Source organism: Kosmotoga olearia TBF 19.5.1 (assembly GCF_000023325.1).
Taxonomy (GTDB): domain Bacteria; phylum Thermotogota; class Thermotogae; order Petrotogales; family Kosmotogaceae; genus Kosmotoga; species Kosmotoga olearia.
Genome location: NC_012785.1, coordinates 299,065 through 325,672, shown reverse-complemented (window position 1 = coordinate 325,672; position 26,608 = coordinate 299,065). Strand labels below are relative to the sequence as shown.

General features: G+C 41.2%; 27 protein-coding genes and 1 other RNA gene. 8 read left to right on the top strand and 20 right to left on the bottom strand.

Translation table 11 applies throughout. The features are described from left to right. Positions 1-44: 44 nt before the first annotated feature. A complete protein-coding gene (locus KOLE_RS01520; protein WP_012744811.1) occupies positions 45-1,277 on the bottom strand; it encodes a glycosyltransferase in 1,233 nt (410 codons plus the stop codon). Between the two features lie 322 nt (positions 1,278-1,599). Here KOLE_RS01520 and KOLE_RS01515 point away from each other — a divergent pair, with 322 nt between their 5' ends. The 4 genes from KOLE_RS01515 to KOLE_RS01500 all read left to right on the top strand — a co-directional run bounded on the left by KOLE_RS01515 (position 1,600) and on the right by KOLE_RS01500 (position 5,076). Then, entirely contained in the window at positions 1,600-1,791 is a 192-nt protein-coding gene (locus KOLE_RS01515) for a hypothetical protein (RefSeq protein ID WP_012744810.1), read from the top strand. 18 nt (positions 1,792-1,809) lie between these two features. Further along, the gene (locus KOLE_RS01510; protein WP_041288610.1) at positions 1,810-3,057 is read left to right on the top strand and encodes a Glu/Leu/Phe/Val family dehydrogenase; all 1,248 of its coding nucleotides are present in this window, start codon (positions 1,810-1,812) and stop codon (positions 3,055-3,057) included. Positions 3,058-3,236: 179 nt separating this feature from the next. After that, positions 3,237-4,238 carry a BMP family ABC transporter substrate-binding protein gene (locus KOLE_RS01505; RefSeq protein ID WP_012744808.1) on the top strand — a complete coding sequence of 334 codons (1,002 nt, stop codon included), beginning with the start codon at positions 3,237-3,239 and terminating at the stop codon, positions 4,236-4,238. A gap of 1 nt (position 4,239) precedes the next feature. Further along, complete coding sequence (locus tag KOLE_RS01500) at positions 4,240-5,076, top strand: MurR/RpiR family transcriptional regulator (RefSeq protein WP_012744807.1); 837 nt, start codon at positions 4,240-4,242, stop codon at positions 5,074-5,076. Positions 5,077-5,113: 37 nt separating this feature from the next. On the opposite strand, the gene KOLE_RS01495 is transcribed toward KOLE_RS01500, so the two are convergent. Both KOLE_RS01495 and KOLE_RS01490 read right to left on the bottom strand, forming a co-directional pair. After that, positions 5,114-5,674 carry a TetR/AcrR family transcriptional regulator gene (locus KOLE_RS01495; protein WP_012744806.1) on the bottom strand — a complete coding sequence of 187 codons (561 nt, stop codon included), beginning with the start codon at positions 5,672-5,674 and terminating at the stop codon, positions 5,114-5,116. Positions 5,675-5,708: 34 nt separating this feature from the next. Beyond that, a complete protein-coding gene (locus KOLE_RS01490; protein ID WP_012744805.1) occupies positions 5,709-7,154 on the bottom strand; it encodes a radical SAM protein in 1,446 nt (481 codons plus the stop codon). 244 nt (positions 7,155-7,398) lie between these two features. Here KOLE_RS01490 and KOLE_RS01485 point away from each other — a divergent pair, with 244 nt between their 5' ends. After that, entirely contained in the window at positions 7,399-7,863 is a 465-nt protein-coding gene (locus KOLE_RS01485; RefSeq protein WP_012744804.1) for a hypothetical protein, read from the top strand. A 29-nt stretch (positions 7,864-7,892) separates the two neighbouring features. Here the strand turns inward: KOLE_RS01485 and ffs are convergent. Continuing rightward, positions 7,893-8,154: signal recognition particle sRNA large type (gene ffs, locus KOLE_RS11310), an RNA gene on the bottom strand. A 48-nt stretch (positions 8,155-8,202) separates the two neighbouring features. Then, positions 8,203-9,582, bottom strand: a complete 1,380-nt coding sequence (locus KOLE_RS11010; RefSeq protein WP_012744803.1) for an AICAR transformylase/IMP cyclohydrolase PurH (only IMP cyclohydrolase domain in Aful)-like protein — start codon at positions 9,580-9,582, stop codon at positions 8,203-8,205. Between the two features lie 123 nt (positions 9,583-9,705). On the opposite strand from KOLE_RS11010, the gene glnA reads away from it, so the two are divergent. Further along, positions 9,706-11,031 carry a type I glutamate--ammonia ligase gene (glnA, locus tag KOLE_RS01475; RefSeq protein WP_012744802.1) on the top strand — a complete coding sequence of 442 codons (1,326 nt, stop codon included), beginning with the start codon at positions 9,706-9,708 and terminating at the stop codon, positions 11,029-11,031. 29 nt (positions 11,032-11,060) lie between these two features. Here the strand turns inward: glnA and KOLE_RS01470 are convergent, their stop codons facing one another. Next, positions 11,061-11,591, bottom strand: a complete 531-nt coding sequence (locus tag KOLE_RS01470) for a hypothetical protein (protein WP_012744801.1) — start codon at positions 11,589-11,591, stop codon at positions 11,061-11,063. 122 nt (positions 11,592-11,713) lie between these two features. Here KOLE_RS01470 and KOLE_RS01465 point away from each other — a divergent pair, with 122 nt between their 5' ends. Both KOLE_RS01465 and KOLE_RS01460 read left to right on the top strand, forming a co-directional pair. Next, positions 11,714-11,992, top strand: a complete 279-nt coding sequence (locus KOLE_RS01465; RefSeq protein ID WP_012744800.1) for a type II toxin-antitoxin system Phd/YefM family antitoxin — start codon at positions 11,714-11,716, stop codon at positions 11,990-11,992. After that, the gene (locus tag KOLE_RS01460; protein WP_012744799.1) at positions 11,985-13,118 is read left to right on the top strand and encodes an ABC transporter ATP-binding protein; all 1,134 of its coding nucleotides are present in this window, start codon (positions 11,985-11,987) and stop codon (positions 13,116-13,118) included. The genes KOLE_RS01465 and KOLE_RS01460 overlap by 8 nt, the downstream gene beginning before the upstream one ends. Positions 13,119-13,202: 84 nt before the next feature. Here KOLE_RS01460 and rpsT read toward each other — a convergent pair whose 3' ends face one another. From rpsT to KOLE_RS01390, 14 genes are read right to left on the bottom strand one after another with little or no spacing between them, the layout of a single operon-like run. Next, positions 13,203-13,499: a 30S ribosomal protein S20 gene (rpsT, locus tag KOLE_RS01455; protein WP_012744798.1), complete on the bottom strand. Its 297-nt coding sequence runs from the start codon at positions 13,497-13,499 to the stop codon at positions 13,203-13,205. A gap of 48 nt (positions 13,500-13,547) precedes the next feature. Further along, a complete protein-coding gene (metK, locus tag KOLE_RS01450; protein WP_012744797.1) occupies positions 13,548-14,732 on the bottom strand; it encodes a methionine adenosyltransferase in 1,185 nt (394 codons plus the stop codon). Between the two features lie 26 nt (positions 14,733-14,758). Then, positions 14,759-15,085: a hypothetical protein gene (locus tag KOLE_RS01445; protein WP_012744796.1), complete on the bottom strand. Its 327-nt coding sequence runs from the start codon at positions 15,083-15,085 to the stop codon at positions 14,759-14,761. Between the two features lie 6 nt (positions 15,086-15,091). After that, the gene (locus KOLE_RS01440; RefSeq protein ID WP_012744795.1) at positions 15,092-16,105 is read right to left on the bottom strand and encodes a M23 family metallopeptidase; all 1,014 of its coding nucleotides are present in this window, start codon (positions 16,103-16,105) and stop codon (positions 15,092-15,094) included. Beyond that, positions 16,102-17,331 carry a GTPase HflX gene (gene hflX / locus KOLE_RS01435; protein ID WP_049753228.1) on the bottom strand — a complete coding sequence of 410 codons (1,230 nt, stop codon included), beginning with the start codon at positions 17,329-17,331 and terminating at the stop codon, positions 16,102-16,104. Before hflX ends, KOLE_RS01440 begins: the two co-directional genes overlap by 4 nt. A gap of 25 nt (positions 17,332-17,356) precedes the next feature. Then, positions 17,357-17,596, bottom strand: coding sequence for an RNA chaperone Hfq (gene hfq, locus KOLE_RS01430; RefSeq protein ID WP_012744793.1), 240 nt, complete (start codon positions 17,594-17,596; stop codon positions 17,357-17,359). Beyond that, entirely contained in the window at positions 17,589-18,515 is a 927-nt protein-coding gene (gene miaA, locus KOLE_RS01425; protein ID WP_012744792.1) for a tRNA (adenosine(37)-N6)-dimethylallyltransferase MiaA, read from the bottom strand. The genes hfq and miaA overlap by 8 nt, the downstream gene beginning before the upstream one ends. Next, entirely contained in the window at positions 18,512-19,297 is a 786-nt protein-coding gene (locus KOLE_RS01420) for a class I SAM-dependent methyltransferase (RefSeq protein WP_012744791.1), read from the bottom strand. Before KOLE_RS01420 ends, miaA begins: the two co-directional genes overlap by 4 nt. Beyond that, on the bottom strand, positions 19,294-19,497 hold the full coding sequence (locus KOLE_RS01415; protein WP_012744790.1) for a hypothetical protein: 204 nt from the start codon (positions 19,495-19,497) through the stop codon (positions 19,294-19,296). Before KOLE_RS01415 ends, KOLE_RS01420 begins: the two co-directional genes overlap by 4 nt. A gap of 23 nt (positions 19,498-19,520) precedes the next feature. Further along, positions 19,521-21,935, bottom strand: a complete 2,415-nt coding sequence (locus KOLE_RS01410) for a carbohydrate ABC transporter permease (protein WP_012744789.1) — start codon at positions 21,933-21,935, stop codon at positions 19,521-19,523. Positions 21,936-21,944: 9 nt separating this feature from the next. Beyond that, entirely contained in the window at positions 21,945-23,276 is a 1,332-nt protein-coding gene (locus tag KOLE_RS01405; protein ID WP_012744788.1) for a carbohydrate ABC transporter permease, read from the bottom strand. Between the two features lie 48 nt (positions 23,277-23,324). After that, the gene (gene folP, locus KOLE_RS01400; RefSeq protein ID WP_012744787.1) at positions 23,325-24,155 is read right to left on the bottom strand and encodes a dihydropteroate synthase; all 831 of its coding nucleotides are present in this window, start codon (positions 24,153-24,155) and stop codon (positions 23,325-23,327) included. Then, complete coding sequence (locus KOLE_RS01395) at positions 24,152-25,747, bottom strand: CTP synthase (protein WP_041288608.1); 1,596 nt, start codon at positions 25,745-25,747, stop codon at positions 24,152-24,154. Before KOLE_RS01395 ends, folP begins: the two co-directional genes overlap by 4 nt. Continuing rightward, complete coding sequence (locus KOLE_RS01390) at positions 25,740-26,606, bottom strand: deoxyribonuclease IV (protein ID WP_012744785.1); 867 nt, start codon at positions 26,604-26,606, stop codon at positions 25,740-25,742. The genes KOLE_RS01395 and KOLE_RS01390 overlap by 8 nt, the downstream gene beginning before the upstream one ends. Between the last annotated feature and the right edge of the window lie 2 nt (positions 26,607-26,608).

The following is a 26,608-nucleotide window of genomic DNA, read 5'->3' as shown; positions in this document are numbered from 1 at the left end:
CCAGCACTTCCGCCTCAGGCACTTATCAACCGCGCGAAGCGGCATCATTTAACCAAATCTCTAAAAAGCTTCAGGTAATCCAGCAAATGACGGGTAATAAGAAATTTTTCTTTAACAATATCCTTACCTTTTTTGCCCATTTCCTTTCTCAGGGTTTCATCCGTTAAAAGTATTTTGGTATATTCGACAGCTTCTTCTATGTTGTTGACGAGGTAACCGTTCACTCCATGCGAAATCTGGGTTGGGATACCTCCAACATTTCCACCAACGACGGGGGTTTCCTTCCAGAGAGCTTCACTTACGGTTAATGCAAATCCCTCTCTAATTGATTTTTGAAGGACAACATCACTGATTCTTTGTGCAGCATTCACTTCGATACTCTCAATACCGTGAAAATTTGTAAGTACTTTCACGTCATAATCTCTCCCGATGTATCTGAGAAGCTCTTCGTACATGGTCCAGCCTTCCGGATCATCTGACGCCATAGAACCGATCATCAAAAGCTGCAGGTCTTTCAGCTCTTTTTTGAGCTCTCTATAAACATCTACCACGCCCGTTGGATCTTTCCACGGGTCAAAGCGGGACACCTGGGTTATTAAAGGGCGATTTGTATCGACTTTTAATTTATCGATCGATGCCTTTAATTCGTTGGGGGTTAGTTCTCTGTTTTTAGGACTCAGCGGGTCTATAGATGGTGGAATTTCGTAAATTTTTCTGAATCTAAGCTTGCCGGCGTAACGTTTCAAAGTGAAAATACTGGCATCATAATATTCAACAAATGAGTTCAAGAATTCGACGAATTCTTCGTTTGGTGTGGAAGTATCTATGTGACATCTCCAGATCAGCTTAGTATCCTGGAAATCCACAAACTTTGGTACGGCAATGGGCTGTGGGTCATGTATAATGATTACATTATAATCTACTTCTTTCAAGCTTTGCGCATTTGCTTTGTTTATCCTTAAAAACAGCTTCTTTTCTTCTTCGCTTATTGTTCCCTCTTTGCCCTGAAGGGAGTTGTGCATTTTTTTTGTAAAATCGAAAAAGTCGTTACTTCCATCCAAAACCATCCAGTCAACTTTCAAACCAACATTATTCATAAGAGGTACAAGGGTATGCAAAATTTCAGCGACACCGCCTCCAAATGATGTGGCGTTTATATGCAAAACCCGGAGACCTTTAAGCTCACTGGCTAGCGACACAATTTCATCGATCTTTTTTTCTCCCACTACATCAATAAACTGAGAAAGGCTTTTTTTAGACGTTTGTACTTTCTTCATTCAATTTCCTCCTTCGAACGAATTTTTACTTAACTTACCATAATTATACTATCTTTGTTCATGTATTGAATAAATTAAAAAGGTCTACCTTTCGTATTTTTTTTTAAAATAATTTCCTTAAATTCCAGATATCTATGAATATAGATCAATAATAATATTAAAACATATTTGAAATGCTATTTACTTATGATTGAACGTTTTCTCAATAATTGTACTGCAGGTTAATGGATGTTGGCTAGTTTGTACTTTGTATGCGAAAAGTTACTGGTTGTAAAGCAAGCTTCAGGCTATGAAGAACTACGATTAGATTGGGGGTGATGGTATGGAAAAGACATCAATAAGTGAGATAAAAGAGTTATCCCTTATGATTCGAAGAGGCTGGGAGATCGTGAGGTACGAGATACAGGGCGAAAAAGTGATATTTCATCTTGTGAAGGAACTTGGTAAGTTCAATTGGTCAGAGGATCCTGAGTTGAAAAGAAAATACGGCGGCGATTGTGCCAACGATGAGTGAAATTTCTTAATAGGGGGGATGAACATGGGGCTTTTTGAAATGGCTATCAGCAATTTTAACAGAGCAGTGGCCATAATGGGAATTGACGAAGAATATGCGGAAATGCTCAGGAGGCCTAAACGCTGTCTTATCGTTGATTTTCCTGTTTTGATGGATGACGGTAGTGTTAAAGTGTTCACAGGGTACAGAGTCCAACACAACACCGCACGGGGACCGGCCAAAGGGGGCATCAGGTATCATCCTGAAACAAACCTTGATGAGGTAAAAGCTCTGGCATTCTGGATGACATGGAAAACCTCCCTGATGGATCTTCCGTTTGGAGGCGCAAAAGGAGGAGTCAGAGTAGATCCGAAAAGTCTGAGTGAAAAAGAATTGCGTCGGCTTTCAAGACGATACTTTTCAGAAATTCAGATAATGATTGGTCCCCAGCATGATATTCCTGCACCTGATGTCAATACGAATCCGGATATCATGGCGGTGTACATGGATACTTACAGTATGAATATCGGACATACAGAACTGGGGGTTGTTACCGGCAAACCTGTGCGACTTGGTGGTTCAAAAGGTCGGGAAGAAGCAACCGGTAGGGGTGTGATGGTGACGGTTAGGGAAGCTTGTAGAGAATTGGGAATTGAAACATCGAAGGCAACGGTTGCTGTTCAAGGATTCGGAAATGTTGGAATGTACTCCGCTCTTCTGTGCAATCATGAACTTGGTTGCAAGATTATAGCTGTTAGCGATAGTAAAGGTGGTATCTTTAACCCAAATGGGTTGAACATACAGGAACTCATTGAGCATAAAAAAAGTACTGGAAAGGTGGATAGTTTTCCTGGAGGAGAGAGAATAGGAAAGGACGACGTTTTTGAAATGGATGTAGATATTTTGATACCAGCAGCGCTGGAAAATGCCATAACAGAGGATAATGCGCATAAAATAAAGGCGAAGATAATATCTGAAGGAGTAAATGGTCCTATTACCCCGGAAGCGGATAAAATACTGAACCAACGAAGAGTTATGGTGATCCCGGATATTCTTGCTAATGCTGGTGGAGTGACTGTTTCTTATTTCGAATGGGTACAGGATCTTCAGGCTTTTTTCTGGAGTCTTGAACAAATAAGAGAGACTCTCGAATCGATGATGACAGAAGCTTTTAAGGAAACACTTGATACGGCAAAAAAATATGGTGTTGATTTGAGAACAGCAGCATACATTATAGCTATTGATAGAGTCATGTATGCAATAAAAAAACGAGGAATTTATCCATAAGAAAAAGATGAGAATTCATGTAATCATCTGTTTTTCTCGGCCTCCTTCAGGGTAAATAAGTGTAACTTTAAATTTATTAAAAACACCCCTCGGAAACATTTTTTTCTATATAATAAATAATGTTTCTGAGGGTTTTTTTTATTTAACTATAATAATTATATCAAGGGAGGGCGAGAAGTATGAAAATCCACAGATTTCAAATGCTGTTACTCGTTATTTTTTTAATGACTGGGATAGGGATTGCAAAAGGTTTTACTGTTGGGATTATGATCCCGGGAGAAATTGGTGGAAATCCAATATACGAACTTGTTTTCCAGGGAGCGGAACGCGCTCGTGAAGAAGGGATAAATGTAAAACTCGTCGAGGGTGGCTACAACCCCGGCAAATGGGAACCACTCTTGAGGGCTATGGCAGCATCTGGTAGATACGATCTTCTGATAACCTTTACCGAAGGATTGCCACAGAGTGTTAAAAAACTCGCGGTTGAATTTCAAAAACAAAAGTTTGCGCTCATAGATGGAAAACTGAATGAGAGTATCAGTAATGTTTATTCAGTGGCTTTTAGAGATGAAGAAATGACGTTTCTTGCAGGTATTTTTGCTGGTTTGATAACTGTATCTGAACTTCCAGGGGTTAATCCTGATCCTGTTGTCGGTTTGATAGCCGGCGATACTTACCCGGCTATGATGAACAAAATGAAACCGGGATTCGAAAACGGAGTCAGGTTCGTTCTTCCAGACGCGAAAATAATTTTCAGTGTGGCCGGGAACTGGGCTGACCCGGGAAAGGGTAGAGAACTGGCTTCCAAGCAATTTGATGAAGGTGTAGATGTTATTTTGTCGATCGCTGGTGGTACGGGAATAGGTATAATAGAAGAAGCTGCCCGAAGGGGAAAATATGTGATAGGCGTGGATTCAAATATAATCTCTATGAGACCCGGGACGATTCTTGCTTGCTCTTTGAAGCACATTGATAGAGTTGTTTATGAAACCATTATGGCTGCTGCTGATGGAACCATCACATACGGAGTCAATGAAACCGTTGGAGTTTTTGAAGGTGTAATAGATTTTACCTTTGAAGATCCACATTATTTAGAAATCGTTCCGGAAAGAATTCAGGAAATCATGAAAGCCAGTTACATACTTCTCAAATATGGTATATTGCGACCTCTGGAGGAATAAGATGAAAAAGAGTTTTTTGAATCAGTTTAACGAAAGGGTTGGAGCTCTCACATCATCTGAAGAAAAAGTTGCCAGATACATAAAAGAGAACCCATTAAAAGTTGTTAATATGTCCATCCAGTCGCTGGCAAATGAATGTTTTGTCGTTCCTTCTACTGTGATAAAGACGGCAAAAAAATTGGGCTTTTCTGGTTTTTCCGAGTTAAAAATCGCACTTGCTGCTGAATTGGATAAAGCTGCTATTACGGGTCTTGATTCGGACATTCTCAGTAACACCTTCAAACGATACGCAGAATTTGTTCAGGAACTCATTGAACAAGCTTCGGTGCGGTTGTCTGAGGAACTTCTTAATGAAGCTGCTCGGATTGTATTGGAAGCTAATAAGATTGACATTTATTCCTTTGGATTTGATAGTATTGCAGGGCTTGACCTTTATCTTAAACTCGTTCAGATCGGCAAAACGACAGCTCATTATGAGAATGGATACATGCAGATGATCTCCGCAACGTACCTTGGAACAGAAGATGCTGTGATAGCTATATCAAGTACGGGAAGTTCAAAGGACCTTTTTGATGCAGTTAAGCGGGCAATAGAATCTGGAGCGAAGGTAATAGTTATAGCACCATCGAGTTCAATGCTTGCCGGTCTGGAAACGGTCTATCTGGATACGTACTTTTCAACATTGGTTCTTCCCGAAGGTGGTATTGCAACGAGGTTGGTACAGTTGTTTTTGATCGACCAGCTTTATCTCCGGATCTTGAAAATGGATGAAAAGAGTTCAGAGAGGTACGAGAAATTTCAAAATGTTCTTGAATACAAAAGAAAAGCCCCAAAATAAAAAAGGGGCTAAAGCCCCTTTTTTATTACGAAAAGTTTTATTCCTTTACAAGACCTCTCCAGATTATCTCCTTTACTGTTTCAATACTTTTGGGATTATCTGTGGAACTTAACCCGTTGAGTATGAGTTCTGCTGCACCTTCAGGATCAACACTGGCATTTATTTCTTGAGAAAGTTTTGCCTGTTCAATCAAAGATGATATTCTTTTTCTCAGTGACATATAGCGATCTTTGATTCTCTGCCAGGTTCGTTCATCTTCACGGGTAAAATTTCCCTTTTCCTGGAGGAGCATTTGCCTGATCTCCTTTTTACTGGTTATAAAATCAATGTAGGCTTTCAATAGCTTTTTTATTTTCTTCAGGTATGCATTTTCATTTTCAATTTCGGCAAATATGTGATCCTCGAGCTCATCAAGAGAATATTGCCATACCTCGTAGAAAAGATCTTCTTTACTTGGAAAATAGTAGTAGATCAACGCTTTCTTAACCCCGGCATTTTCGGCGATTTCAGACATGCTCACACCATCATGCCCTTTTTTTGCGAAAGCCTTACGCGCCGCAAGAATTATCTTTTCCCTTGTTGAGGTTTTTTGGGGCACCGGGGGGCACCACCTTTCCATCTGATATTGGTTGCTAGGCTTTCTTATCAATTGCAAGCTTTTCTTCGTTGTTCGCGTATCTGTTCATTCTCACCTCAAAGTCGTATATACCACGTTTCGAAGGGTATTTTTCAGCGTAACCATATTCGTACCAGAGTTTATCAGCGTATTTTGCCCATTCTTCTGAAAGTTTGTCAAGTTCCGGAGCAAGGTCGGTTAGAACTTTTTCGCTACCTTCATGCTGAGGAATAGCGTTGAATTTCTTGACCATAGCTCTTAGAACCTTCGGATTGTCTATAATCGGGCATGGCCTGAACAAGTTGTTGCTGTAAGGAATCATTCTCTTGTAAGCGGTGAAGAATGGTGACTTCAGGATTTCGAGAAGGCTCTTTTCTCTAATGCTGTCAACAGCAAATTGCTGGAAAACACAGGGTTCAGCATAACCTTTAGCATTGATGTGGAGGTATTTCGAACCTGCCGCAAGACAACCATGGGTGAGGAACCCGTGGTTCCAAAAATCTGCAACGAAAGCGAAATCTCCACCGAGTCTCAATTTATCGAGTACGAAGAAACGTTCATATCTTTGTTCGGGTGTTGGCACAAGGTCCATTGATGGATTCATACCAACAGGCATAAATTGGAATATCCAAGAATAGGCAACATCGTTTTCTTTTAAGAAATTCCAAAATTCCTCTTTTACAATAGTGTCGTGATTTAATCTTGTGGCAGTAACAGAAGCTCCAAAGATAACACCAGCTTCACGAAGGTTCTTCCAAGCTTCCGAAATTTTTGCGAAAACACCGCGACCTCTTCGCCAGTCAGTATCTGTTTCGAATCCCTCTACGGATATCGCAGGTGTGGCATTACCAAGTTCTGCGAGTTTCTGAGCAACTTCTTTGGTTATTAATGTCCCGTTGGTATAGATCTGGAAGTAGCTATCGTTAAACTCTTTTAGGGTTTCCATGAGATGTGGCCATACAAAGGGTTCACCACCGGTGATGATAAAGAAGTATATTCCAAGCTCATTAGCTTGTCTGATGAGAGACCAAACTTCTTCTTTGGAGAGCTGATACTTTCTTCCGTAAAGACCAGCATAACAACCAACACAATTCAAATTACAGGCATACGTTGGGCTGATAACCAGCAACTTCGGAAGCACAACCTCATGCTCAAGCATCTTTTCCTGTCTTATCTTTTCACCGAGGGCAAATTCGTTTATTACAAGGTTAGTCATAACCTTTTCAACACACTTGGGATTCGCATTTTGAAAGACGCGTCTCCATGATTGGATCATGGGGTGTTTTTCCTTCGCCATATTTGCAAGCTTTTTAAGACCACCCTTTGCGGGTTCTTTGCTCACTGCACTTACAGTGGCGAAAAGTCTATACAACGTTTCCTCAGAGGCGTTCCTAACAACACTTCCAACAAATTTTCCAGCTTGTTTGAGCATGGTTTTCTTCATACTGTCTACAATTGACATCAGATCACCTCCATAGTTTTTTACTTACCGGTCGGTAAAATAGTAAACCCATAGGTTTTCAAAATTTGTTCATTTTGGTAACAATTATTTTCTTCTTTTGCGTTTAACTTGGTGTTGAATTTACGAATTGTTTTTGTTTTGAGTAATTCAGGTGTGTTATAATCAAATTTAGGAGGATTGTATAAATCATACGACAGAAATCGTCAAGGTTTTTAAGAAGACAGAGATTTCTGGAGGTAAATCGATGCGGGATAAAGGAACAATGAGCCTTGTTGAAGCCAGAAGATACAAACGAAGACATCTCTATAACGGTATTAGTGCCTGGTTGACAGGAGCTGTAGCAATTATCCTCATAGTAACAGCTTACAATAGATCCAGCGTTCTACTTCCAATCAATCCGGGAAGCATCGGTGCAATTTTCTGGTTCGGAATCTTATTGAATATTTTTTCTTTATTATTTTATTTGGTGGCGACTATATACGCATTGAGATTTGCCAGAGTGAAATTTCTCTTTTTGAATACCTTATTTTCATTGATTCAGGGTGGCTTGCTTTTCTACTTTTCAAGAGATATTCTCCTCAGGGGAGACAGCGGTAAATATGAACTGGTTACCCCGTTGGGTGGGAGAATACTTTCCATTATCATGATAATAACCGGATTACTCGTTCTTATCATTGGTCTTATAGAAATAGGAAGACATCGCCAGTAGCTGAGTGAAGTTCTACCAATGAAAAAGCACCATGCCTCCCTCGTCGACAGCCCCGACCGGACCGGTTATGCCTTCAGGCTCAGATTGAGCACCCCCACGGCACACGGTTGAGCTCACTTATGGCTGCTTCCTTCCGGACCTGACCAGGTTCGTGAGCCTCCGTTGCGTGGGACCCAATCCTCAACACCCTCCAGCACACCGTGTTCCGACCGGAACAGCCTCGGAGGGCATTCGGCCCCGCATATGGCGGATTTCGGGTACAGGGAACCGCCAGCTCCCCGCCTAGCATGGTGCATAATCATTATAATACCTCGAAGGGTTATATTCAACCGCTTGAACTCAGATTATAGGAATAATGTCTACTGAGTTGTAGGTTTTGCTAACGCATGGCAGATACATTTTGTTGACTCCTTTTGATCTCAAAAGTTCTACCGTTTCATCACTCAGATCAACATTACAGGCCAGGACATATCCATTCAAGGAATTAAATCCGAAAATAGCTGTTCTGAGCCTGTTTTCAGAGTCTACATTGATCGTTATAGAATGTTCATTGTCAGTTTCAACCAGTGCGAGGGAAATTTTTGGATTAAAGTATGAGGTAATAACTGCGAGTTTTTCTGTCGAGGAAAATCTATCCATTTTCGGGAATTTGTTTTCTTCTAGGGCTATATAGTTCTCAAAACCCACAAAATTGAATTTTGCAACTGAAAGAGAATTCCTTTCCGGTATTGTGAGCAGGAGGATATCGTTATCGTGAGCATATCTGACAGCCTCTTTTTCGAATACTCCACAGAAGCTTTTTACACCTGTTGCGTATAATCTTTTTATCATTGGGTAACTAATTGGAAATGACGAACCATACATGACGCTTTCACCATGGTGAATTGTTTCCATGTTGCCTCTTAAAGATACCTCGATCAATTTTCCGTCTGATATAAAGGCTGAGACGTCTCCGAAGAAGTAATAGAGCCTCATAAATTGGAGGACGCTGCGAATATGGGAGTGATTCATGGCCACTGATGGATTGGCTATGTGGACGTCATCGAGAATCCCGCAAATTCCGCTCACTTTGTAAAGGGTAGATTTTTTTAACGACATCTCTCCGAACATAAGTGGCATAATTTTTTCGAGAATAAGATAATTGTATTTTTCCTCGGCAAAGATCTCAGAGAACACACTATAGATTTCCGAAGTATATGCAGATAAAAGATAAAGCGCTTTCAGAGCCAGTTTTCGTCTCCGCTGCAGTGACACATCACCGTAATATTCGAGGTCCTCGAGCACGTCTTCGTAATCTTCAGGATCACACAAAACCACAACATTTCTATAATTTTTTGCTGCTGATAATACCAGTGAAGGCTTGAAAGAATCTATATGTTCTACCAATTCGGTTTCGTTGCCGGTCTTTTCAACGTATGTGGAGAATGGTTCGAAGTTCACCACCAATAGATCAATGTGTTTATTATTACTACCACAGGTGGCTTTTTCTTCATTTGCTCCCGACAAACATGAAACAATCCTTCTTTGAAGAGCAAAATCGTCTGCTACTTCGGTTTCAAAGAATTCCCGAAGGTTTTTAACAGTGATCTTTTTCAACTTAAGAAATGCGTAGGTGCTTTCATCGGCGATGATTTCAGCACCTTTTGATATCAGTTTTGAACAGAGGTTTTCCAGACCATCGGTAATTCTGGCGCTTACAAAAACCTTGTGGATATTCAAAGTTTCACCCCCAGTCAAAGAAATTTTATCAAACGTGAACGTGTTTTCCTTGACTTTCTTCTCTGAATTTGTGTAAATTTGAAGCAATAGTTCATGTATTTCTTTAGATTCAGGGGTGATTGAATGGATAAGAAATCTGTTCTTGAGCTGGTTAAAAGGGAAAACGTAAGGTTTGTAAGGTTGCAAATCACAGACATCAACGGCTTTTTGAAAAACGTAGAGATACCTGTGAAGCTTCTGGAGAAGAGTTTAGATGAAGGAGTTATGTTCGACGGTTCTTCAATTGATGGGTTTGTGAGAATCGAAGAATCGGATATGTACCTTATTCCTGATGCATCAACTGTGGCCCTTCTTCCGTGGAAAGATGATGATGAAAAAACGATGAGAATTATCTGTGATGTTCACCTTCCAAATGGTGAACCATTCGAAGGAGATCCAAGATATAGGTTGAAGAAAGTCGTACAAAGAGCTAAAGAAATGGGATTTATTGCCCACGCCGGACCTGAGCCTGAATTTTTTCTCTTCAAGAGGGATGAAAATTCTGATAGGCCCATCGTTGGATTTATGGACAGGGGAAGTTATTTCGATATGCTGCCGGTGGATAAAGGGGAAGAGACGAGAAAAGAGATAGTTATATCTCTTGAAAAGATGGGATTTGATATTGAAGCGGCTCACCATGAAGTTGCACCTTCACAGCACGAGATTGATTTTCGATATGCCGATATCCTGAAAACGGCTGATAACATTCAAACATTCAAATGGGTTGTTAAAACGATAGCGCTCATGAACGGTTTATACGCGACCTTTATGCCAAAGCCCTTCGCTCAGGTTAATGGTTCGGGGATGCATATTCATTTGAGTTTATTTGAAAACGGGAAGAACGCTTTCTATGATCCTGAAAAACCCTATGAGCTCAGTGACGTTTTGCTTAATTTTGTTGGTGGAATCATAAAGTATGCGAAAGAATTGACGATAGTAACCAATCCAATAATTAACAGTTACAAGCGGCTTGTTCCGGGCTACGAAGCACCAATTAACATTTCCTGGGCTCTCGGTAATCGAAGCGCTATGATTCGCGTTCCAGCGGCTCGAGGTCAGGCAACGAGAATAGAAATCAGAAATCCTGATCCTTCGTGTAACCCTTATCTAGCTTTAGCTGTTTTGCTGGAAGCTGGGCTAAGAGGCATTGAGGAAGGGATCTTGCCGCCTAAACCAGTGGGAGAGAACATATTCAAGCTCAATCAAACAGAAAGAAAAAAGCGGAAGATTCAGAATCTCCCGGGCAATTTGAATGAAGCACTGGAATATTTTTCTCGAAGTTCTCTGATCAAAGATGTACTTGGGGATCATATTTATAAGAAATTTCTCGAGACCAAGAAAAAAGAATGGAAAGAATTCATGATGCACGTTACTGATTGGGAAAAAGAGAAATATCTTGAACTTTACTAAAGAGATTGAAAAATAAGCCGCTCTCTGTTTCAACGGGGAGCGGCTTGTTCATTTAAAAATTGCTCAGGTATGAACTTTTTCATGAAGTCACTTTCTTTTCCTTCCGGAATTACACCCTCATCTGTTTCAACGAAAAAGACCCAGCAACCCTTTTGCCATGCCATGTCCTTTATTCCAAACCTGACAACCTTACCAAAAGCATAGGATGGCTTTACAATTCTTCCACGGTTTTTGGCAAGCACCTCGAATCGTTTCTTCCAGAGTTCTTCCCAGAGTTCACGCGCTTTTTCTTTGTTATCCAGTTTCCAGAAGAACACAAGGTATCTGTGATGAGAAGCGTCCGTAACCACGAATCCACTGTAGTCCCATCCTGAAATCGGACAGAGTTCACTGGTATCAACGATTTCAAATCCTTCTCCCGGATAAAACTCATCGAGTTCAACAGAATCATTTGGAACGTAAACTGCAATTCTGTATTTTGAGCTGTAAACCATCATGAATAAAAGGGCAATGATTACAAAAACAAGAGTGAAAAGTTCTGTCTTTGTCCGTTTTTTCATATCTCATCGACTCCAGAAATCTTCCAATTTCTTCGGAATGCAACCCGAAGAGTGATTTTTTCAGCCATAAACTTGACTATAATTATGGTCATAAGGTATAATAGTCTTCGAGGTGATTTATCTTGAGACTGCACGAACTGAAGTTCTATTCTATCGCTGATGCGAAAGCGCATTTTTCGCAAGTAGTGGACGAAAGTCACTCCGCTGACGTAATTATAACAAAAAACGGTGTTCCTGTGGCTGTTGTGATAGACTACGAGAAGTATGTGGCAGTGAACAAGTTCATTGAACAAACCCGGGATCTTTATTTAATGGATGCTGGAGAAGAAGCCGTAAGTCTGAAGTTTGAAGATATACTTGTTCAACTGGATAAAAACTCTGGAGGTGAATTGGATGGCTAATGTAAACCTGAAGAATGTTACCAAAGTCTACCCCAACGGTTTTAAAGCGGTTAAGAGTATCAGCCTCGATGTTTTAGACCAGGAGTTTGTGGTGCTCCTTGGACCTTCCGGTTGTGGTAAAACCACTACCTTGAGAATGATTGCGGGGCTGGAAGAAATAACTGAAGGGACAATTGAAATAGGGGGAAAAATTGTTAATGACGTCGAACCAAAAGACAGGGATATCGCGATGGTTTTCCAGAACTACGCGCTTTATCCTCATATGACCGTTTATGAAAATATGGCATTTGGTTTGAAGCTGAGAAAATTCCCGAAACCGGAGATTGACAAGAGAGTCAAAGAAGCAGCGAGAATCCTTGGTATCGAGTCGCTTCTCGACAGAAAACCCAAGCAGCTGTCCGGTGGTCAGAGACAGAGGGTAGCTGTTGGGCGTGCTATCGTCAGAAACCCAAAGGTTTTCCTTTTTGACGAACCTCTTTCAAACCTTGATGCGAAATTGAGGGTTCAGATGAGGGCGGAACTAAAAAGACTTCACAAGAATCTTCAGGCGACGATCATATACGTTACCCATGACCAGGTAGAGGCAATGACGATGGCCGATAAGATCGTTATTATGAAAGACGGTATAATTCAGCAGATAGGCGATCCATACTCCGTGTATTTTGATCCTCAGAATAAGTTTGTCGCTGGATTCATTGGAACTCCTGCTATGAACTTCATTAACGCCAAACTCATTTCTGACAAAGGTAAGCTCTGGGTAACCGCAGAAACCATGAAGATCATTGTTCCCGACAAGTTTGCTCCTAAACTAGAGCCTTATATAGATAAGGACATCATTTTTGGTATAAGGCCTGAAAACATTTACGACAAGATGTTTGCTGTCAATGCTACAGAGGAGAACACGGTTACCGGAATGGTTGACGTTGTTGAACCTCTTGGAAGTGAGACACTGATTCATGCTACCATCGACGGAAACGATATTGTAGCCAAGGTTGATCCAAAAACCCGGGCACAGGCAGGAACCAAGATCGACCTCGTTTTTGATGTAGCGATGATGCATATCTTCGATCCTGAAACAGAGAAGAATGTTCTCGTAGGTGAACACACTGAAAGTGTAGAGGTGTAGTATAACATAGCTATTTCCCTTCTTAAATAGAAAAGGGCGAGACGCTAAGTCTCACCCTTTTTCTATTTTTTCATCAAGAAGGAGTTATGACTGTGCTGAACCTGCAGAACGAGCCTCAAGGTAAGCTTTAACCTTGGCTGTAAGTCTTGATTTTCTTCTTGATGCCTGTCTCTTATGAATAACGCCTTTTTTTGCAGCTTTATCAAGGACTGAATAAGAGAGTCTTAAAAGTTCGTTCACTTTTTCAGGCTCCTCATTGATTTCGATTGCCTTTAAAAGTTGCTTGGTGACATTTCTAAATCTGGTTCTAACACTTTTATTTCTGAGCCTTCTAACCTTATTTTGCCTCACACGCTTGGCAGCCGACTTAATATTTGGCACTCATTTGCCCTCCTTTCAAACTCTACTGCATCATTTTATCACAAGATTTTACATATTGAAAGCCCTTTTCAGTTCATCTACGGCATCCAATTTTTCCCATGGAACCTCTACGTCTATTCTCCCAAAATGCCCGTAAGCGGCAACCTGTTTATAGATAGGTCTTCTAAGATTGAGCTTGTCGATGATAGCGGCAGGCCTGAAATCAAAGACCTCTTTGACAACTTTTTCAAGCTTTTCAAGGGCAACCTTTTCCGTTCCATGAGCATCAATCATGAATGAAACAGGATGAGCGACACCAATAGCATAAGCAATCTGAAGAGTGACTCTATCAGCAAGTCCGGCAGCTACAATGTTTTTGGCAACGTATCTCGCCATATAATGAGCTGATCTATCAACCTTTGTTGGATCCTTACCGCTGAAGGCTCCACCTCCATGAGGTATCCATCCACCGTAAGTATCTACGATTATTTTTCTTCCTGTAAGTCCTGTATCTGCCGCAGGGCCGCCTTTCACAAACCTTCCTGTGGGATTAACAAAGGTCTCTATTCCATCTAACATCATTTCTTCAGGTACTACAGCCTTGATAACATGCTCTTTCACAAGCTGTTCTATCTCTTCTTGAGTCATGGCTGGATCGTGCTGTGTGGAAACAACTATTGTTTTGACTCCGATTGGTTTCCCGTCTTCATAGAGAACAGTTACCTGTGTTTTACCATCCGGTCGGAAGCCTTCAACGATCCTTTCTTTTCTGACCGTTGCGAGTCTCCGTGCAAGATTGTGAGCAAGGACAATCGGAAGAGGCATCATCTCTTCTGTTTCATTCGTTGCATAACCAAACATCATACCCTGATCTCCGGCACCTATAATGTCATATTTATCCTTGCCGTCATTCTTTGCTTCTAAAGATTTATTAACACCAAGGGCAATATCCGGCGACTGTTCATCGATACTTGTCAGAACGGCACAGGTTTCCCCATCAAAACCAAACTTGGCTCTTGTATAACCTATCTCTAATATGGTATCTCTTACGATTCTCGGAATGTCAACGTAAGCCTTTGTAGTTACCTCTCCTGCGACGACAGCAACACCTGTTGCCACCAACGTTTCAACAGCTACTCGTGATTCAGGATCCTGCTCAAGCATCGCATCCAAAATAGCATCTGATACCTGATCTGCAATTTTGTCGGGGTGACCCTCTGTAACACTTTCACTGGTGAACAGCCATTTTTTCATCAGCGTTCCTCCTTTTATCTGTAATTCTATGTTTGTTGACTTTCACGTTCGTATTCTTCTTTAGAAATGAACCGCCCACCTATTATATCAAAAGAAATGGGTTTGAATGTTCTTGTAAAATCCGCGTAAATATTTATCCTGTTCTGGCATTTGCTTCCAATGAATTCTTTATCTAAGCGATAAGCACCTCCGGAGCGCTCGTAATTTACATGGATGTCATAGAATTTTCGTAAATGACTCCTGAATACTTCTCCACACTTTGTGCACTTAAAATAGATAACCAGGGTGTCGCCATTATTATAAAAGGGATTTTTGTTGATGTCTTTTCCTTTTTTCTTTCGTTTAAAAAACATGTCCCATCATCTCCCAACGATTTTGAATGTTACTTCAGATTTGTTTCCCCAGTGGTCTTCAACAACTATGAGAGCATCTTTAGGATCAGAAAGGTCTATTCTATCCCAGTAATTAACGACAATATCGAGGTTTGCGTTACTTTTAAGGTTAAACCAATAATCCGAAGGGGTGGAATTCACATATATTTCATTAACAGCGTCATAGTGCTCTAATTTAAGGTATTCAAAATCAATTCCATAGATCAGTTTATCGTCTATGTACAGCTTAATGCTTTTTGGGTTTATGGGATGCCTTAGTTTGATGATCGTGTGAAGAACGATGGGTGAAAATTTTCCAATCTCAACCAGAGGATGCTCGCTCAAGTCGTATTTTTTGTTTCCCACTTTCAATTCCATTATTTTTACTTCTGTACGCTCGTATTCAAGATCAAAGAAGAAGCCCGGATTCATTATCAGCACTTCGTCCATATCCCTTACTTCCACGTGTAGGTGAGGAGGAACTCCACCTGTATCACCGCTTTTAGCAACAACGTCTCCCCTTCTAAAGGTTATTTCTTCCGGGTCGAATTTTACTTTAACATAGGCTTCACCGTAAGTGCCTTGGATTTTCTCGTAAATCATCCTTAATTTTCTTCCGGCCAATGTTCCTTCAGCACCGATACTTTCAAGATGACAAAACAGTACCTTTACGCCTTTTTTACTGGTATAAGGATTTTCTACTTCTGGCAAAGCTAGAACAAGAATATTACCATAGAGTGGATGGTTCAACTCGAAATAGTCAATATATCCATTCTCGGGAGCCATTACATCTAATCCTGTTACACCTCCGGTTGAAAAATCGATTCCTTTATGAAAATGTGCTGCAAATTGTAAGTCACGTGAAGGGCCACGATATTCTCCGAAATAACCGGTAACCTCAATTTTTCTATTCAACGGAAATTTCAGATAGCCGGCAATAAGAAAACTGGATAGGAATAAAAATGATAGTAAAAGGATCAAAACCTGTTTATGCAGTTTCATTTAACTCCCTCCCCGATAAAAGAAACGAGCTTTTTATGAATTCTTTCCGGAGCTTTATATACAACGATCAACGAATCCCCATAACATTCCTGAGATATCACTTTTATTTCATCCCGAACCTTCAAAAACTCGCCGAGTTTTTCTGGAGGGACAACCAGTTTGTATTTCCGAAAACTCTGGCTGAGCACTATATCTATTTTCTCTTTCAATTCATCGAGATTGTACTTCAAAACAGCACTTACAAAGACCGCATCAGGAAAACTATTCCCGAGTTCCTTTAATCGTTCTCCGGTACATTTGTCGATTTTGTTGATCACATTCAGTTTTGGAACATTTTCCGCACCTATGTCTCTTAACGTTGAATTGATAATCTCCAGTTTCTCATCTAAATAACGGTCAGAAGCGTCCAGCACTACAACGAGTAAATCCGAAAACTTTGCTTCTTCCAGGGTGGATTTAAAAGACTGTATCAATTCCTGCGGGAGTTCCCTTATAAATCCAACCGTGTCAGATATTAGTACCCTTCTGCCGCTTGGTAGTTTCAACCGGCACGTTTTAACATCTAAAGTAGAAAACAACTGATTTTCAACCAATAGATCAGCGCCTGTTAGCGCCGAAATCAGTGAAGACTTTCCAACATTCGTATATCCCACGAAAGAAACTACGGGAATTGAATTCCGTTGGCGTTTCTTTCTAATAACCTCCCGTACTTTCCTTTGTTTTATAAGTTCTTTTTGGAGAACCGTTATTCTTTTCAGAGCCAATCTTCTATCTCTTTCCAGTATCTTTTCACCGGGTCCTCTTGTACCTATTCCAGCTCCAGTGTTTGATAGAGAGGTTCCTTTTCCTTTCAAAGATGGGAGCTCGTACTTCAGCCTTGCAAGTTCCACTTCCAGTTTTCCTTCTCTAGTAACAGCATGCTTTTTAAAGATCTCAAGAATTACCTGTGTTCTGTCAAGAACCTTAACCTCTAAAAAACTCTCAAGATTCTTTTTCTGGGAAGGTGTGAGATTATGGCGAGTTATTACGACTGATATATTCTTGAACGATACTATCTTTTTAACCTGTTCGAGCTTTCCCTTTCCAAAATAACGGCGGTTATCAGGTTTATCAAGGTTCTGGATGATTTTATCCACAACAATATATCCAAGGGTTTCTGCTAAATCCTCTAATTCATCAAGAATCTCATCTTTTAATCTTCGTTCCGTTGGATTAAAAACCGCTATAATTATCGATTTTACCTCTATTACGCTACCCCTCCTTCTTATTCTGGACAGCCAGCTTAACGTATCTCTGTGGGATCATCATCTTTATCGCGTGCTTGTAAATCAGTGTCTGTTCCTGGCCGGTCTCAAGGAGAACCGTAAAATTATCAAAGGAACGAACGATTCCCTTCGTTTGAAACCCACCTTCAAGGAAAATCTTAACCTCGATCTTGTTGATCCTCAAGAGATTCAGGAAACGATCCTGAAGATTGAATTTTTCAGCCATATTTACCCCCCCAAACATTAAGAATGTCTTCCTTCAAAAGACTCAAGATATCATTCTCATTGGTTTCAGAAAGACTGATTCGTTTTGCATCTTTGTACCGTCTGAACCAGATAATCTGGCGTCTCGCAAAACGTCTTGTATTTCGTTTTATGAGCTCCGTGGCTCTTTCTAAAGTGACCTCCCCTTCAAGGTAGCTCCAGATCTCCGCATAACCGATCGTTTGCTGGGAATTCAACTCACGGGTGTAACCCATTTCTTTTAACCTTACTACTTCCTCGATCAACCCCGATTCGACCATTTTATCGACACGGTTCTCAATTCTTTCGGCAAGTTCTCTTCTATCTCTTTCTAATATTATAACAGTGAATTGATTTGAGCATTTATGTATTTTCTGAAGTGACGTTAATGTTTTCCCGGTGGTAAAAAACACTTCAAGATACCGGATAGTTCTTTTCAAATCGTTTGGATGAATCTTTTCGTAGGCTTCATGATCCACTTTTTCGAGGAGTTTTCTCAAAGATCCTGGAGCATTCACTTCAAGCGTTTTCAATGCTTCCCTGACTTTATCATTTCGTGGAACATTTTCTACTATCCCTTTCATCAGTGTTTCAGCATAAAGACCACTTCCCCCAGCAAAAACGGGGATTCTCCCTTTCTTGACAATCTCGTCCATGGCTTTCAGAGCAATTTTACGGTATTCAAAAACATTGAAATCTTCGTCCGGATCTACAACGTCTATAACATGATGTTTTAATTTTGAAAGTTCTTCCCGTGTAGGTTTTGCTGTCCCAATATCCATGTATCTATATATCTGCCTTGAATCAACGGATACTACCTCTATTGGAATTAATGAAGCGAGTTTTACCAGAAATTGTGTTTTACCGACAGCTGTTGCCCCTAATATCATTGGTATCTTCATTTCTTCTCTATCACTCCATACAAAACGCCGCTGCTTTTACCTCCCGATATTCTGTCGAACTTTATGGTTTTGAATGAATCAAAGAGACTATCGGTATTGCGGGTTTTCAAGACAACTCGTTTCTTGGCTATTCTCAACATCTCGAGTACATCTTCTTCGTTAATGGGATTGTAAACAGCAAAAGGTCTCAACGGATTCAAAGAGCTCGAACTGTATTGGGGGACCTCAAACATCGGGTCACAATAAACGATGTCATAAACACCGTCTGCAACCTTCCGTATGAACTTTTTAAGATCCGCGTTTATCAGAATAATTTTCGATACTGCATCATACATCCATTGATACTGGAACGGGTAATGTTCAAGTCCATGCTTCACCACTCTGTATATGTGGGGTGATGCCTCGAGCCCTATCACCTTTCCCTGTGTCAGAAAATGTGCCATCAATATTGCTTCGCTACCGAGTCCAAAGGTTGTGTCCAGTATCAATTCATTACCTTTTAGTTCAAGGCTTTCGATAAGGTGATCTCGCTGACCGTCCCGAAAATTTTTAAGTCTCAGCTTGGCCATAGATGGGTGAAAAAAGAATCTCTGGTTGTCGTAACTTATAGATAGCTGACCGTTCCTATCCAGAACATAATAAAAGTCAACAGGTTTTAATTTTAGATAATCTTTTAACCTTCGGCGCGAAACGTAAGGAACCCCAAGCTTAGCTGCCAGGTCTTTTGCCCTGGCAGCGATTTTTGCATCGGGTTTATGTGAGGTTGTAACTATAAAAGTCATTCCTCTTCCCTCGCGGTGTTTTGCTCTATAAAATTTCTGAGAGCTTCAAGTTCCTTCTCTTTAATTTCAAGCTCTTTAGTTAAATCCTGATATCGCTTCTCTACCTCTTGAAGCCTTTGTTTGGCTTCCTTATATTTGGTATATGCACGATAGTTTGCAACCACTGTAAGCAACAGCAAAAGAGTGATGAAAATAATCACACCAAAGGACACTCGTTTTCTTCTTATTTCAAACCACTCCTTGCGATACCGGCGATGAAGTATTTCTGGGTTACAAGGAACAGAATTATTACCGGTACAATGGAGAAGGTAGCTGCTGACATCAAGAGATTGTACTCTGTACCGGTTGCGCTACTGAAGTTCTGCAAACCAACGGGCAGTGTTCTGTATTCCGGGCTCTTGGTAACGATCAATACCCAGAGGAAAGCGTTCCAGCTTCCAACGAACTTCAGGAGTGCACCTGTGATAACAGCAGGTTTTGCAAGCGGAACCATTATCCGCCAGAGGAACTTCCACTTTGACATTCCATCTATTTTTGCGGCATCAAAGAGCTCGTCTGGGATCGTCATAAAATGCTGTCTTAAAAGAAATATAGCAAAAACGCTTACAACCCACGGCACGATAAGGGCGTAGTACGTATCGATCCATCCGAAGGCCGTAAGGGTTATAAAATTCGGGACCAGAAGGACTTCTCCCGGCACCATCATAGTGGCGAGGAAAAGGGTAAAGAGGAAGTTTTTCCCGAAAAAGTCAAGCTTCGCAAAGGCAAAGGCAGCCATTGCTGCAAATATTATTTCAAGGAACGTGGTGCTGACAGCTACGAAGACCGTGTTGAAATAGTACCTTCCAAAGGGTGCGGCATTCCATGCATCCACATAGTTTTGCCAGAAATTCTTGAACACTTCACTGGCAGTGTACTTTACCTTTCCTTGAACGTTGTCGTCTTTGAACCAAACGGCATAAAGGTCTTTGAACTTTATTTCGAAAGATTTAGTACCGGCACTGGTTATTCTTCCCCGGTAATAGACCTTGTAAACCTCATCCGGCTTCTTTACTATTTCAAGTTCACTGAACGTATCAGAAACGGTTTTCGAAAATTCACCTATCAAGCGTGTTTCCTTCCATCTTCTTGAGACCAATCGACCGAATGTGGCGGGATCTACCTTGTTGGCGTATCTGTCAAGAGAAGCAAGAGACGCGTTTATAACCAGAGATTGGCCGCTTTTAGCCCCTATTTCTTTTGCTATGTTCTTGAAAGCATCATAATTCAGACCACTTTCAATTTTGCTTTCAACTGCATTTTGATAATGCGGATCGTTAAGAGACACAAGAGCAGCTCTTGAAAGGTTTATTATCTCTGTAATGCCGTTAAAAGCCTGGGTGGGATTATCGAAATACTTTGACAATAGCTCTTTATATTCGAAATCCACGTGACTGAGCATTATCTGTAGTGAATTTCTCACATTCTTTTCAGTGATGTTGTTTTTCAAATAGGTTTTCAGTTCATCCGGGGCTCCCCAGTTATCAATCTCCTTCATCAAAATCGCGTGAACTTCCTGGTCAGTCCTTATTCTACCAACGATTTCACTGCCGGAAAGCCTCAAAACCTGCTGACTGACGTAGAACGCTTTCACCTTGTTGTAGAATGCCAGAAGGGTTTTCCAGTTTTCCAATTTTTTAATAACACCACCATCTATGAGAGAGCTTACCTGTCTTAAAGAGAGTTTTAAGCGCATATCGGTTGCAGGAATTAAAGGTGTTAATTCCTTAACAACAAGGTTTTTAAGGTTTCTGGCCTCATTGATCAGATTATCGAGTGCAGTTATAACGCTCCTGACTTCCTCAAGGGTAATGACTCTGGTTTCCCCGACCTTCATGGATTGAAGATCAGTAGCGACCTTTGAAATCTCCTCACGGAAAGGCTCAAAAAGCTCGGAAGCTTTTAATGTCAGTTCTTCTTTAAGCTTTTTTGTGGTATCGTTGTCCATCGGGAACGGTTTGAAGGGCGTTTCGACAGCACGCTTCAGGTTGCCTATAGCTCCTTCCAGACTTGCGCTCAGGTTGGCAACGAACATTACACGTCTCGCGAAGCCTTCATCGGAAAATTCGGCGACATAAAGGAAATCATCGATAAAATCTGAAGGGTTATCGGTGAATATGTTTCTTAATTCTTTCTCATATGCAGAGGGTGCGTTGGACTTAACTTCTTCAAATTCACTGACGACTTCAGCATATGTGGCTTTGTCTATATTCTTTGCATACGCTGGAGCCTGCCCGGTTTCATCTGTTAACCTGAGGGTTACTGTACCTCTGAGTATTGGGTCATCGTCGAGCATCACCACAAGAGTATCCTTACCAGCTGCAGAGCCAAGCAACGCTGCAAAATTGCGAAATTCACTCAAACTCAGCGATGAGAGGTCTATTCCCGCACCTGTTGTTTTGTATTTCAATTTAGTTTGAAATTCAACCTCTGATTTTGCATTCTTTGTCGTCCACTTTGGAGGCCAGCTGGAAACTTCGCTGGAGGCTTTGAATGAGGTATCAAGCATCCAGGCGAAGGGTATCAGCATTAGAAGCGCACCAGCAACGATAATAAGATAAACAAGAGTCTGAATCAATGTCTTTGTAGTATACTTCATGCTTCCACCTCAACTCTCGTAGTGGACGCGAGAACGTCCGATTTTGAACTGTACCATCGTCAATATTAGTATTATTATGAACAACACATATGCAGCTGCGCTTGCGACCCCCATACGCTGTTCATTGTAGAATTTTTCGAACACGTAATAAACGAGAGTCAAACCGCTCTTATTGACGGGGCCTGGTAATCCCTGGTAAAGAATGAAGATCTGGGCAAACACTTTGAATGCACCGATCATCGTGATGATTAGTATGAAGAAGGTTGTTGGTGATAACAGCGGCCAGGTAATGTACTTGAATTTTTGTAAGCTGTTAGCTCCATCAACCTCTGCTGCTTCGTAGTATGATCTGTCTATATTTTGAAGACCTGCAAGGAATATAACGGCTGTGTATCCCACCCGTTGCCATACTGAAACTATGGCAATGGTCGGGATCGTCCATTTTTCCTCTTTCAACCAGGCTATTTTGTCTATGTTAAACCAGGAAAGTGCATAGTTTATCAAACCAAACTGGTCGTTGAACATCCACTGCCACACAAGGGAAACAGCAACAACAGAGGTTACGAATGGAATAAAATAGGCTGTTCTGAACAGAGACCTGAGTTTGATATTCCTGTTCAACAAAAGGGCTATTATGAGCGCCAGAGCTATCTGGGTTGGAACTGCAAGGATAACGTAATAAACGGTATTATAGATTGCTTTCAAAAAGTCTGAACTTTCTTTAGCCAATTTGAAATACTCTACAAGGTCATAACTCTTCGGTACAACAATCATTGAAAAGAAAAGGTAAGCAGCGACGACGAGGATGATCTTGGTCCAAGGTCGTGAATCCATTAGCTGAATATGAGCATCGCTTTTCTTGATTTTCTTTATAGAAATCAGTGCAATCACAAAGAAGGTCAGTCCTAACCAGATGTGCAGCATTGACAGATTAGCAACGATATTGCGTAGAATATAGTAGATTGCCCCAAGAGAGATGGTAACACCGTAGTACACTGAATAAATCTTAGCTGGCTTTGAATATTTGCTCAGCAAACCAGCGATAAAATAGCAGAATCTTACCAGGATCAACGCTGTGATTAGGTAGATCGCAGTGTTTAAAGCAGCATAAAAGATGTTCATGTCTATCGGGTAGGAAAGCCTGAAGAGTTCTTTATAGTTGTCGAATCCTATGAAGTACTTCTCTGTGGTGGTGTAGTCCCATTTAAAAAAGCTAAGAACCAGAGAAAACCCTATCGGCCAAAAGACGAATATTGATAGGATTACGAGCGATGGTAGCAGAAAAAGGTATGCGTGGAGCGTCTCTCGCCAGTATTTCTTTGAATACTTACTATAAGCCACTTCGCACCCTCCCAGGAATTTTTTTTTGCGCTAAGTTCATTATATCATCTAGTTTTTTAACGCACTTAAAACCTTGAACAGCCTGATATGCTCTCTCACATCGTGGACCCTGATAATCTCAACGTTTTTCAAATAACAGTATGCCGAAACAGCCAATGTGCCTTCAAGCCTTTCCTCTGGCGGAAGGTCGAGGATGTACCCTATAAAACTTTTCCTTGAGTGCCCTATCAGTACAGAATACCCGAGTTTCTTAAAAATGTCAAGTTTTCTTAAAATTTCCAGGTTATCTTCGAATCTTTTTCCGAAACCAATACCCGGATCAATCACTATGCTTTCTGAAGGAATACCCATTTCAACGGCTTTTTCCGCATTGGCTTTGAGTAATTCTTTAACCTCGCTTACAACATCTTCGTAATATGGTTCATTCTGCATTGTTTTTGGCGTTCCCTTCATGTGCATTAAAATCACGCCAGCATTGTTTTCATATACCAATCTCATCATTTTCTCGTTTCGTAAACCCGTAATATCGTTCACTATATCTGCACCGCTATCCAGTGCGGCTTTTGCGGTCTCTGGATGGTAAGTATCTATCGAGATGAAACAATCAGGTATTAATTTTCTTAGCTCTTTGATTACGGGAACAACACGTCTTATCTCTTCCTGTGGTTCTACCGGATCTGCTCCAGGTCTTGACGACTCGCCCCCGATATCCAGTATTTTTGCTCCTTCTTCATACATTTCAACGGCTTTTTTAACAGCGTCTTCTATGCCCTGATAGCGGCTTCCGGTGTAGAACGAGTCCGGGGTAACATTTATTATTCCCATTACAACTGTTTCTGAAAGGTCGAGATAACGACCTCTTGCCAGGAGCTTTTTCAAGTTGTATGCCCTCCTTTTGCTTCAACCGCTTCAACATAAGCTTTAAAGAGAGGGTGGGGATCTCCCACTCTTGATTTGAATTCAGGATGATACTGTATCCCAACAAAGAAAACGTGATTTGGTAGTTCTATTGCCTCTACAAAATCTAATTTTGAAGAGATAATAAGCCTGGTATTTTTAAATGCTTCTTTATCTTCTGGAAAGGTAAAGAGATTTTTGAACTCTTCATAATTGACCTCGTATCTGTGTCTGTGACGTTCCATAACGAGGTCTTTTCCGTAGATCTCTCTTAGCTTTGAACCTTTAAACAAAGGCGTTTTTTGAGCGCCCAATCTCATAGTGCCTCCCATTTGGAGCACCCTCTTCTGGTCTTCCATCAAATCTATTACGGGATATGGGGTTTCTGGATCGAATTCTCTGGAATTCGCACCTTCCAGACCCGCTACATTCCTTGCGAATTCGATGACCATCAATTGCATCCCCAGACAAATCCCGAGGATCGGGACATTGTTGAGCCTTGCGTACTTTATCGCTTTTATCTTACCTTCAATACCACGTTTCCCGAAACCGCCGGGGATGATTACTCCATCGTATGAAGAGAGAGTTACAGCGATTTCATCTTCACTCATTTCTTCAAGTATTTGGGAATCAACAGTCTCCGGTTTGCTGACGCCACAAAGTAATAGACTTTCCGTTATGCTCTTGTAGGCGTCATCAGTGCCAAGGTATTTACCGACAAGAGCTATGCGATATGGTTTGAAAGCCCGCGGATAATCCCAGTGGAAAACATCCTTTAGTTCTATTCCCAATTTTTGTGCTATCAGTTTCTGAATTCCCATTGAATACAGTACGTGGGGGATTTCGTAAACGTTCGAGGCGTCTGGAAGGTTAAAGACCATTTGCTTCGGAACTCCTCCAAAAAGGGCGATCTTATTCAACTCGTCGTTTCCCAGGGGGATTTCTGATCTAACAGCGATCATGTCCGGATGGATACCTATCTTTCTCAAAAGCTGTACCGACTGTTGTGTGGGTTTGGTTTTGAATTCGTTGGACGCTTTCAAGAAGGGTACATAAGTGACATGAATAAAGAGAAAATTCTCAGGTCCTTTTTCAAGGCTCATCTCTCTGACAGCTTCCAGGAATATTTCGCCCTCGATGTCCCCGACGGTTCCGCCTATTTCAATCAACACGAGATCACCGGAGATTCTGTCTATCCTCTCTTTAATCTCGGCTGTAACGTGGGGTACCATTTGGACGGTAGCACCGAGGTATTTTCCGGCGCGTTCCTTATCAACAACACTTTTGTATATCTGACCAGCCGTTACATTGTTAATTCTTTGCATATTGACACCGAGGAATCTTTCATAATGTCCGAGATCGAGATCAGCTTCGTATCCATCTTCCGTTACAAAAACCTCTCCGTGTTGATTTGGATTCATCGTACCGGCGTCAACATTCAGGTATGGATCAATCTTCAAAACATTTACGTCAACGCCGCCTTCCTTCAAAACCCTGGCAAGTGACGCTGAAAGAATTCCTTTCCCGATACCACTCAACACACCACCGGTCACAACAATATACTTTTTAGTCATCGCTATCACCGTTCTCTCCAAGGATCTCTTTTACTCGTTTTATGTCTTCAGCATGTTCTGGATCTTTTCCCGGGGTTTCCAGTATTAAAGGTCGTTTTAGTATCTCCGGGTTTGAAAGGAAATGGTAAAAACCTTCATTACCGATGTAACCTTCCCCGATGCGTTCATGTCGATCTTTTGCCGCGCCAAGAGGATATTTAGAATCGTTGAGGTGGATCATAACAAATCTATTAAGGCCGACCTCGGAATCTATTTCTTCAAGAAGCTTTTCAACGGCAGCTTTGCTTCGGATATCATATCCAGCATCGAAGCCGTGGCAGGTATCGTAGGTTATCATTACCCTTTCGGGATAGGAACATGTCTCAATGATCCTGCGCAGTTCATTGAAAGTGCTGCCGATGTTTCCGCCTTTTGGTGCCACGTTTTCTAAGAGAAGGATAACTTTGCTATCTTCATTGCGTGAGAGTACCACATCAATGCCTTTAGCGATTCTGGATATACCTTCGTCCAAACCCGTTCCAAGATGGCTTCCGGGATGAAAATTCAGATATTTTAATCCAAGGACTTCGACGATTTTTATTTCTAAATCAAGCAGTTCCACTGATTTTTCCCAGACTTCGGGTTTTGGTGAGGCCAGGTTTATTAAATATCCAGAGTGAACCAACGTATCTTCAGGTTTTATACCCGATTCCGCCAGCCTGTATTTAAAATTTCTCGCTGTAGTATCATCAGGAAGTTTTGCTCGCCACATTGATGGGCTGTGGGGAAATATTTGAAACGTATTTCCGCCGATGTTCAAACTGGCTTGAGGTACTTTGTCGAACCCCCTGGATGTTGACATGTGAGCACCGATTATCATTA

Bases quoted from the DNA above. Each gene is read 5' to 3' on its own strand.
- miaA (WP_012744792.1), bottom strand. From the start codon at position 18,515: ATGAAGATACCAATGATATTAGGGGCAACAGCTGTCGGTAAAACACAA.
- KOLE_RS01460 (WP_012744799.1), top strand. From the start codon at position 11,985: ATGGCTAATGTAAACCTGAAGAATGTTACCAAAGTCTACCCCAACGGT.
- glnA (WP_012744802.1), top strand. From the start codon at position 9,706: ATGGATAAGAAATCTGTTCTTGAGCTGGTTAAAAGGGAAAACGTAAGG.
- KOLE_RS01485 (WP_012744804.1), top strand. From the start codon at position 7,399: ATGCGGGATAAAGGAACAATGAGCCTTGTTGAAGCCAGAAGATACAAA.
- KOLE_RS01410 (WP_012744789.1), bottom strand. From the start codon at position 21,935: ATGAAGTATACTACAAAGACATTGATTCAGACTCTTGTTTATCTTATT.
- KOLE_RS01500 (WP_012744807.1), top strand. From the start codon at position 4,240: ATGAAAAAGAGTTTTTTGAATCAGTTTAACGAAAGGGTTGGAGCTCTC.
- KOLE_RS01445 (WP_012744796.1), bottom strand. From the start codon at position 15,085: ATGTTTTTTAAACGAAAGAAAAAAGGAAAAGACATCAACAAAAATCCC.
- KOLE_RS01470 (WP_012744801.1), bottom strand. From the start codon at position 11,591: ATGAAAAAACGGACAAAGACAGAACTTTTCACTCTTGTTTTTGTAATC.
- metK (WP_012744797.1), bottom strand. From the start codon at position 14,732: ATGAAAAAATGGCTGTTCACCAGTGAAAGTGTTACAGAGGGTCACCCC.
- hfq (WP_012744793.1), bottom strand. From the start codon at position 17,596: ATGGCTGAAAAATTCAATCTTCAGGATCGTTTCCTGAATCTCTTGAGG.
- KOLE_RS01510 (WP_041288610.1), top strand. From the start codon at position 1,810: ATGAACATGGGGCTTTTTGAAATGGCTATCAGCAATTTTAACAGAGCA.
- KOLE_RS01505 (WP_012744808.1), top strand. From the start codon at position 3,237: ATGAAAATCCACAGATTTCAAATGCTGTTACTCGTTATTTTTTTAATG.
- KOLE_RS01515 (WP_012744810.1), top strand. From the start codon at position 1,600: ATGGAAAAGACATCAATAAGTGAGATAAAAGAGTTATCCCTTATGATT.
- KOLE_RS01390 (WP_012744785.1), bottom strand. From the start codon at position 26,606: ATGATAATCGGTGCTCACATGTCAACATCCAGGGGGTTCGACAAAGTA.
- KOLE_RS01490 (WP_012744805.1), bottom strand. From the start codon at position 7,154: ATGTCAATTGTAGACAGTATGAAGAAAACCATGCTCAAACAAGCTGGA.
- KOLE_RS01440 (WP_012744795.1), bottom strand. From the start codon at position 16,105: ATGAAACTGCATAAACAGGTTTTGATCCTTTTACTATCATTTTTATTC.
- KOLE_RS01520 (WP_012744811.1), bottom strand. From the start codon at position 1,277: ATGAAGAAAGTACAAACGTCTAAAAAAAGCCTTTCTCAGTTTATTGAT.
- KOLE_RS01420 (WP_012744791.1), bottom strand. From the start codon at position 19,297: ATGACTTTTATAGTTACAACCTCACATAAACCCGATGCAAAAATCGCT.
- KOLE_RS01395 (WP_041288608.1), bottom strand. From the start codon at position 25,747: ATGACTAAAAAGTATATTGTTGTGACCGGTGGTGTGTTGAGTGGTATC.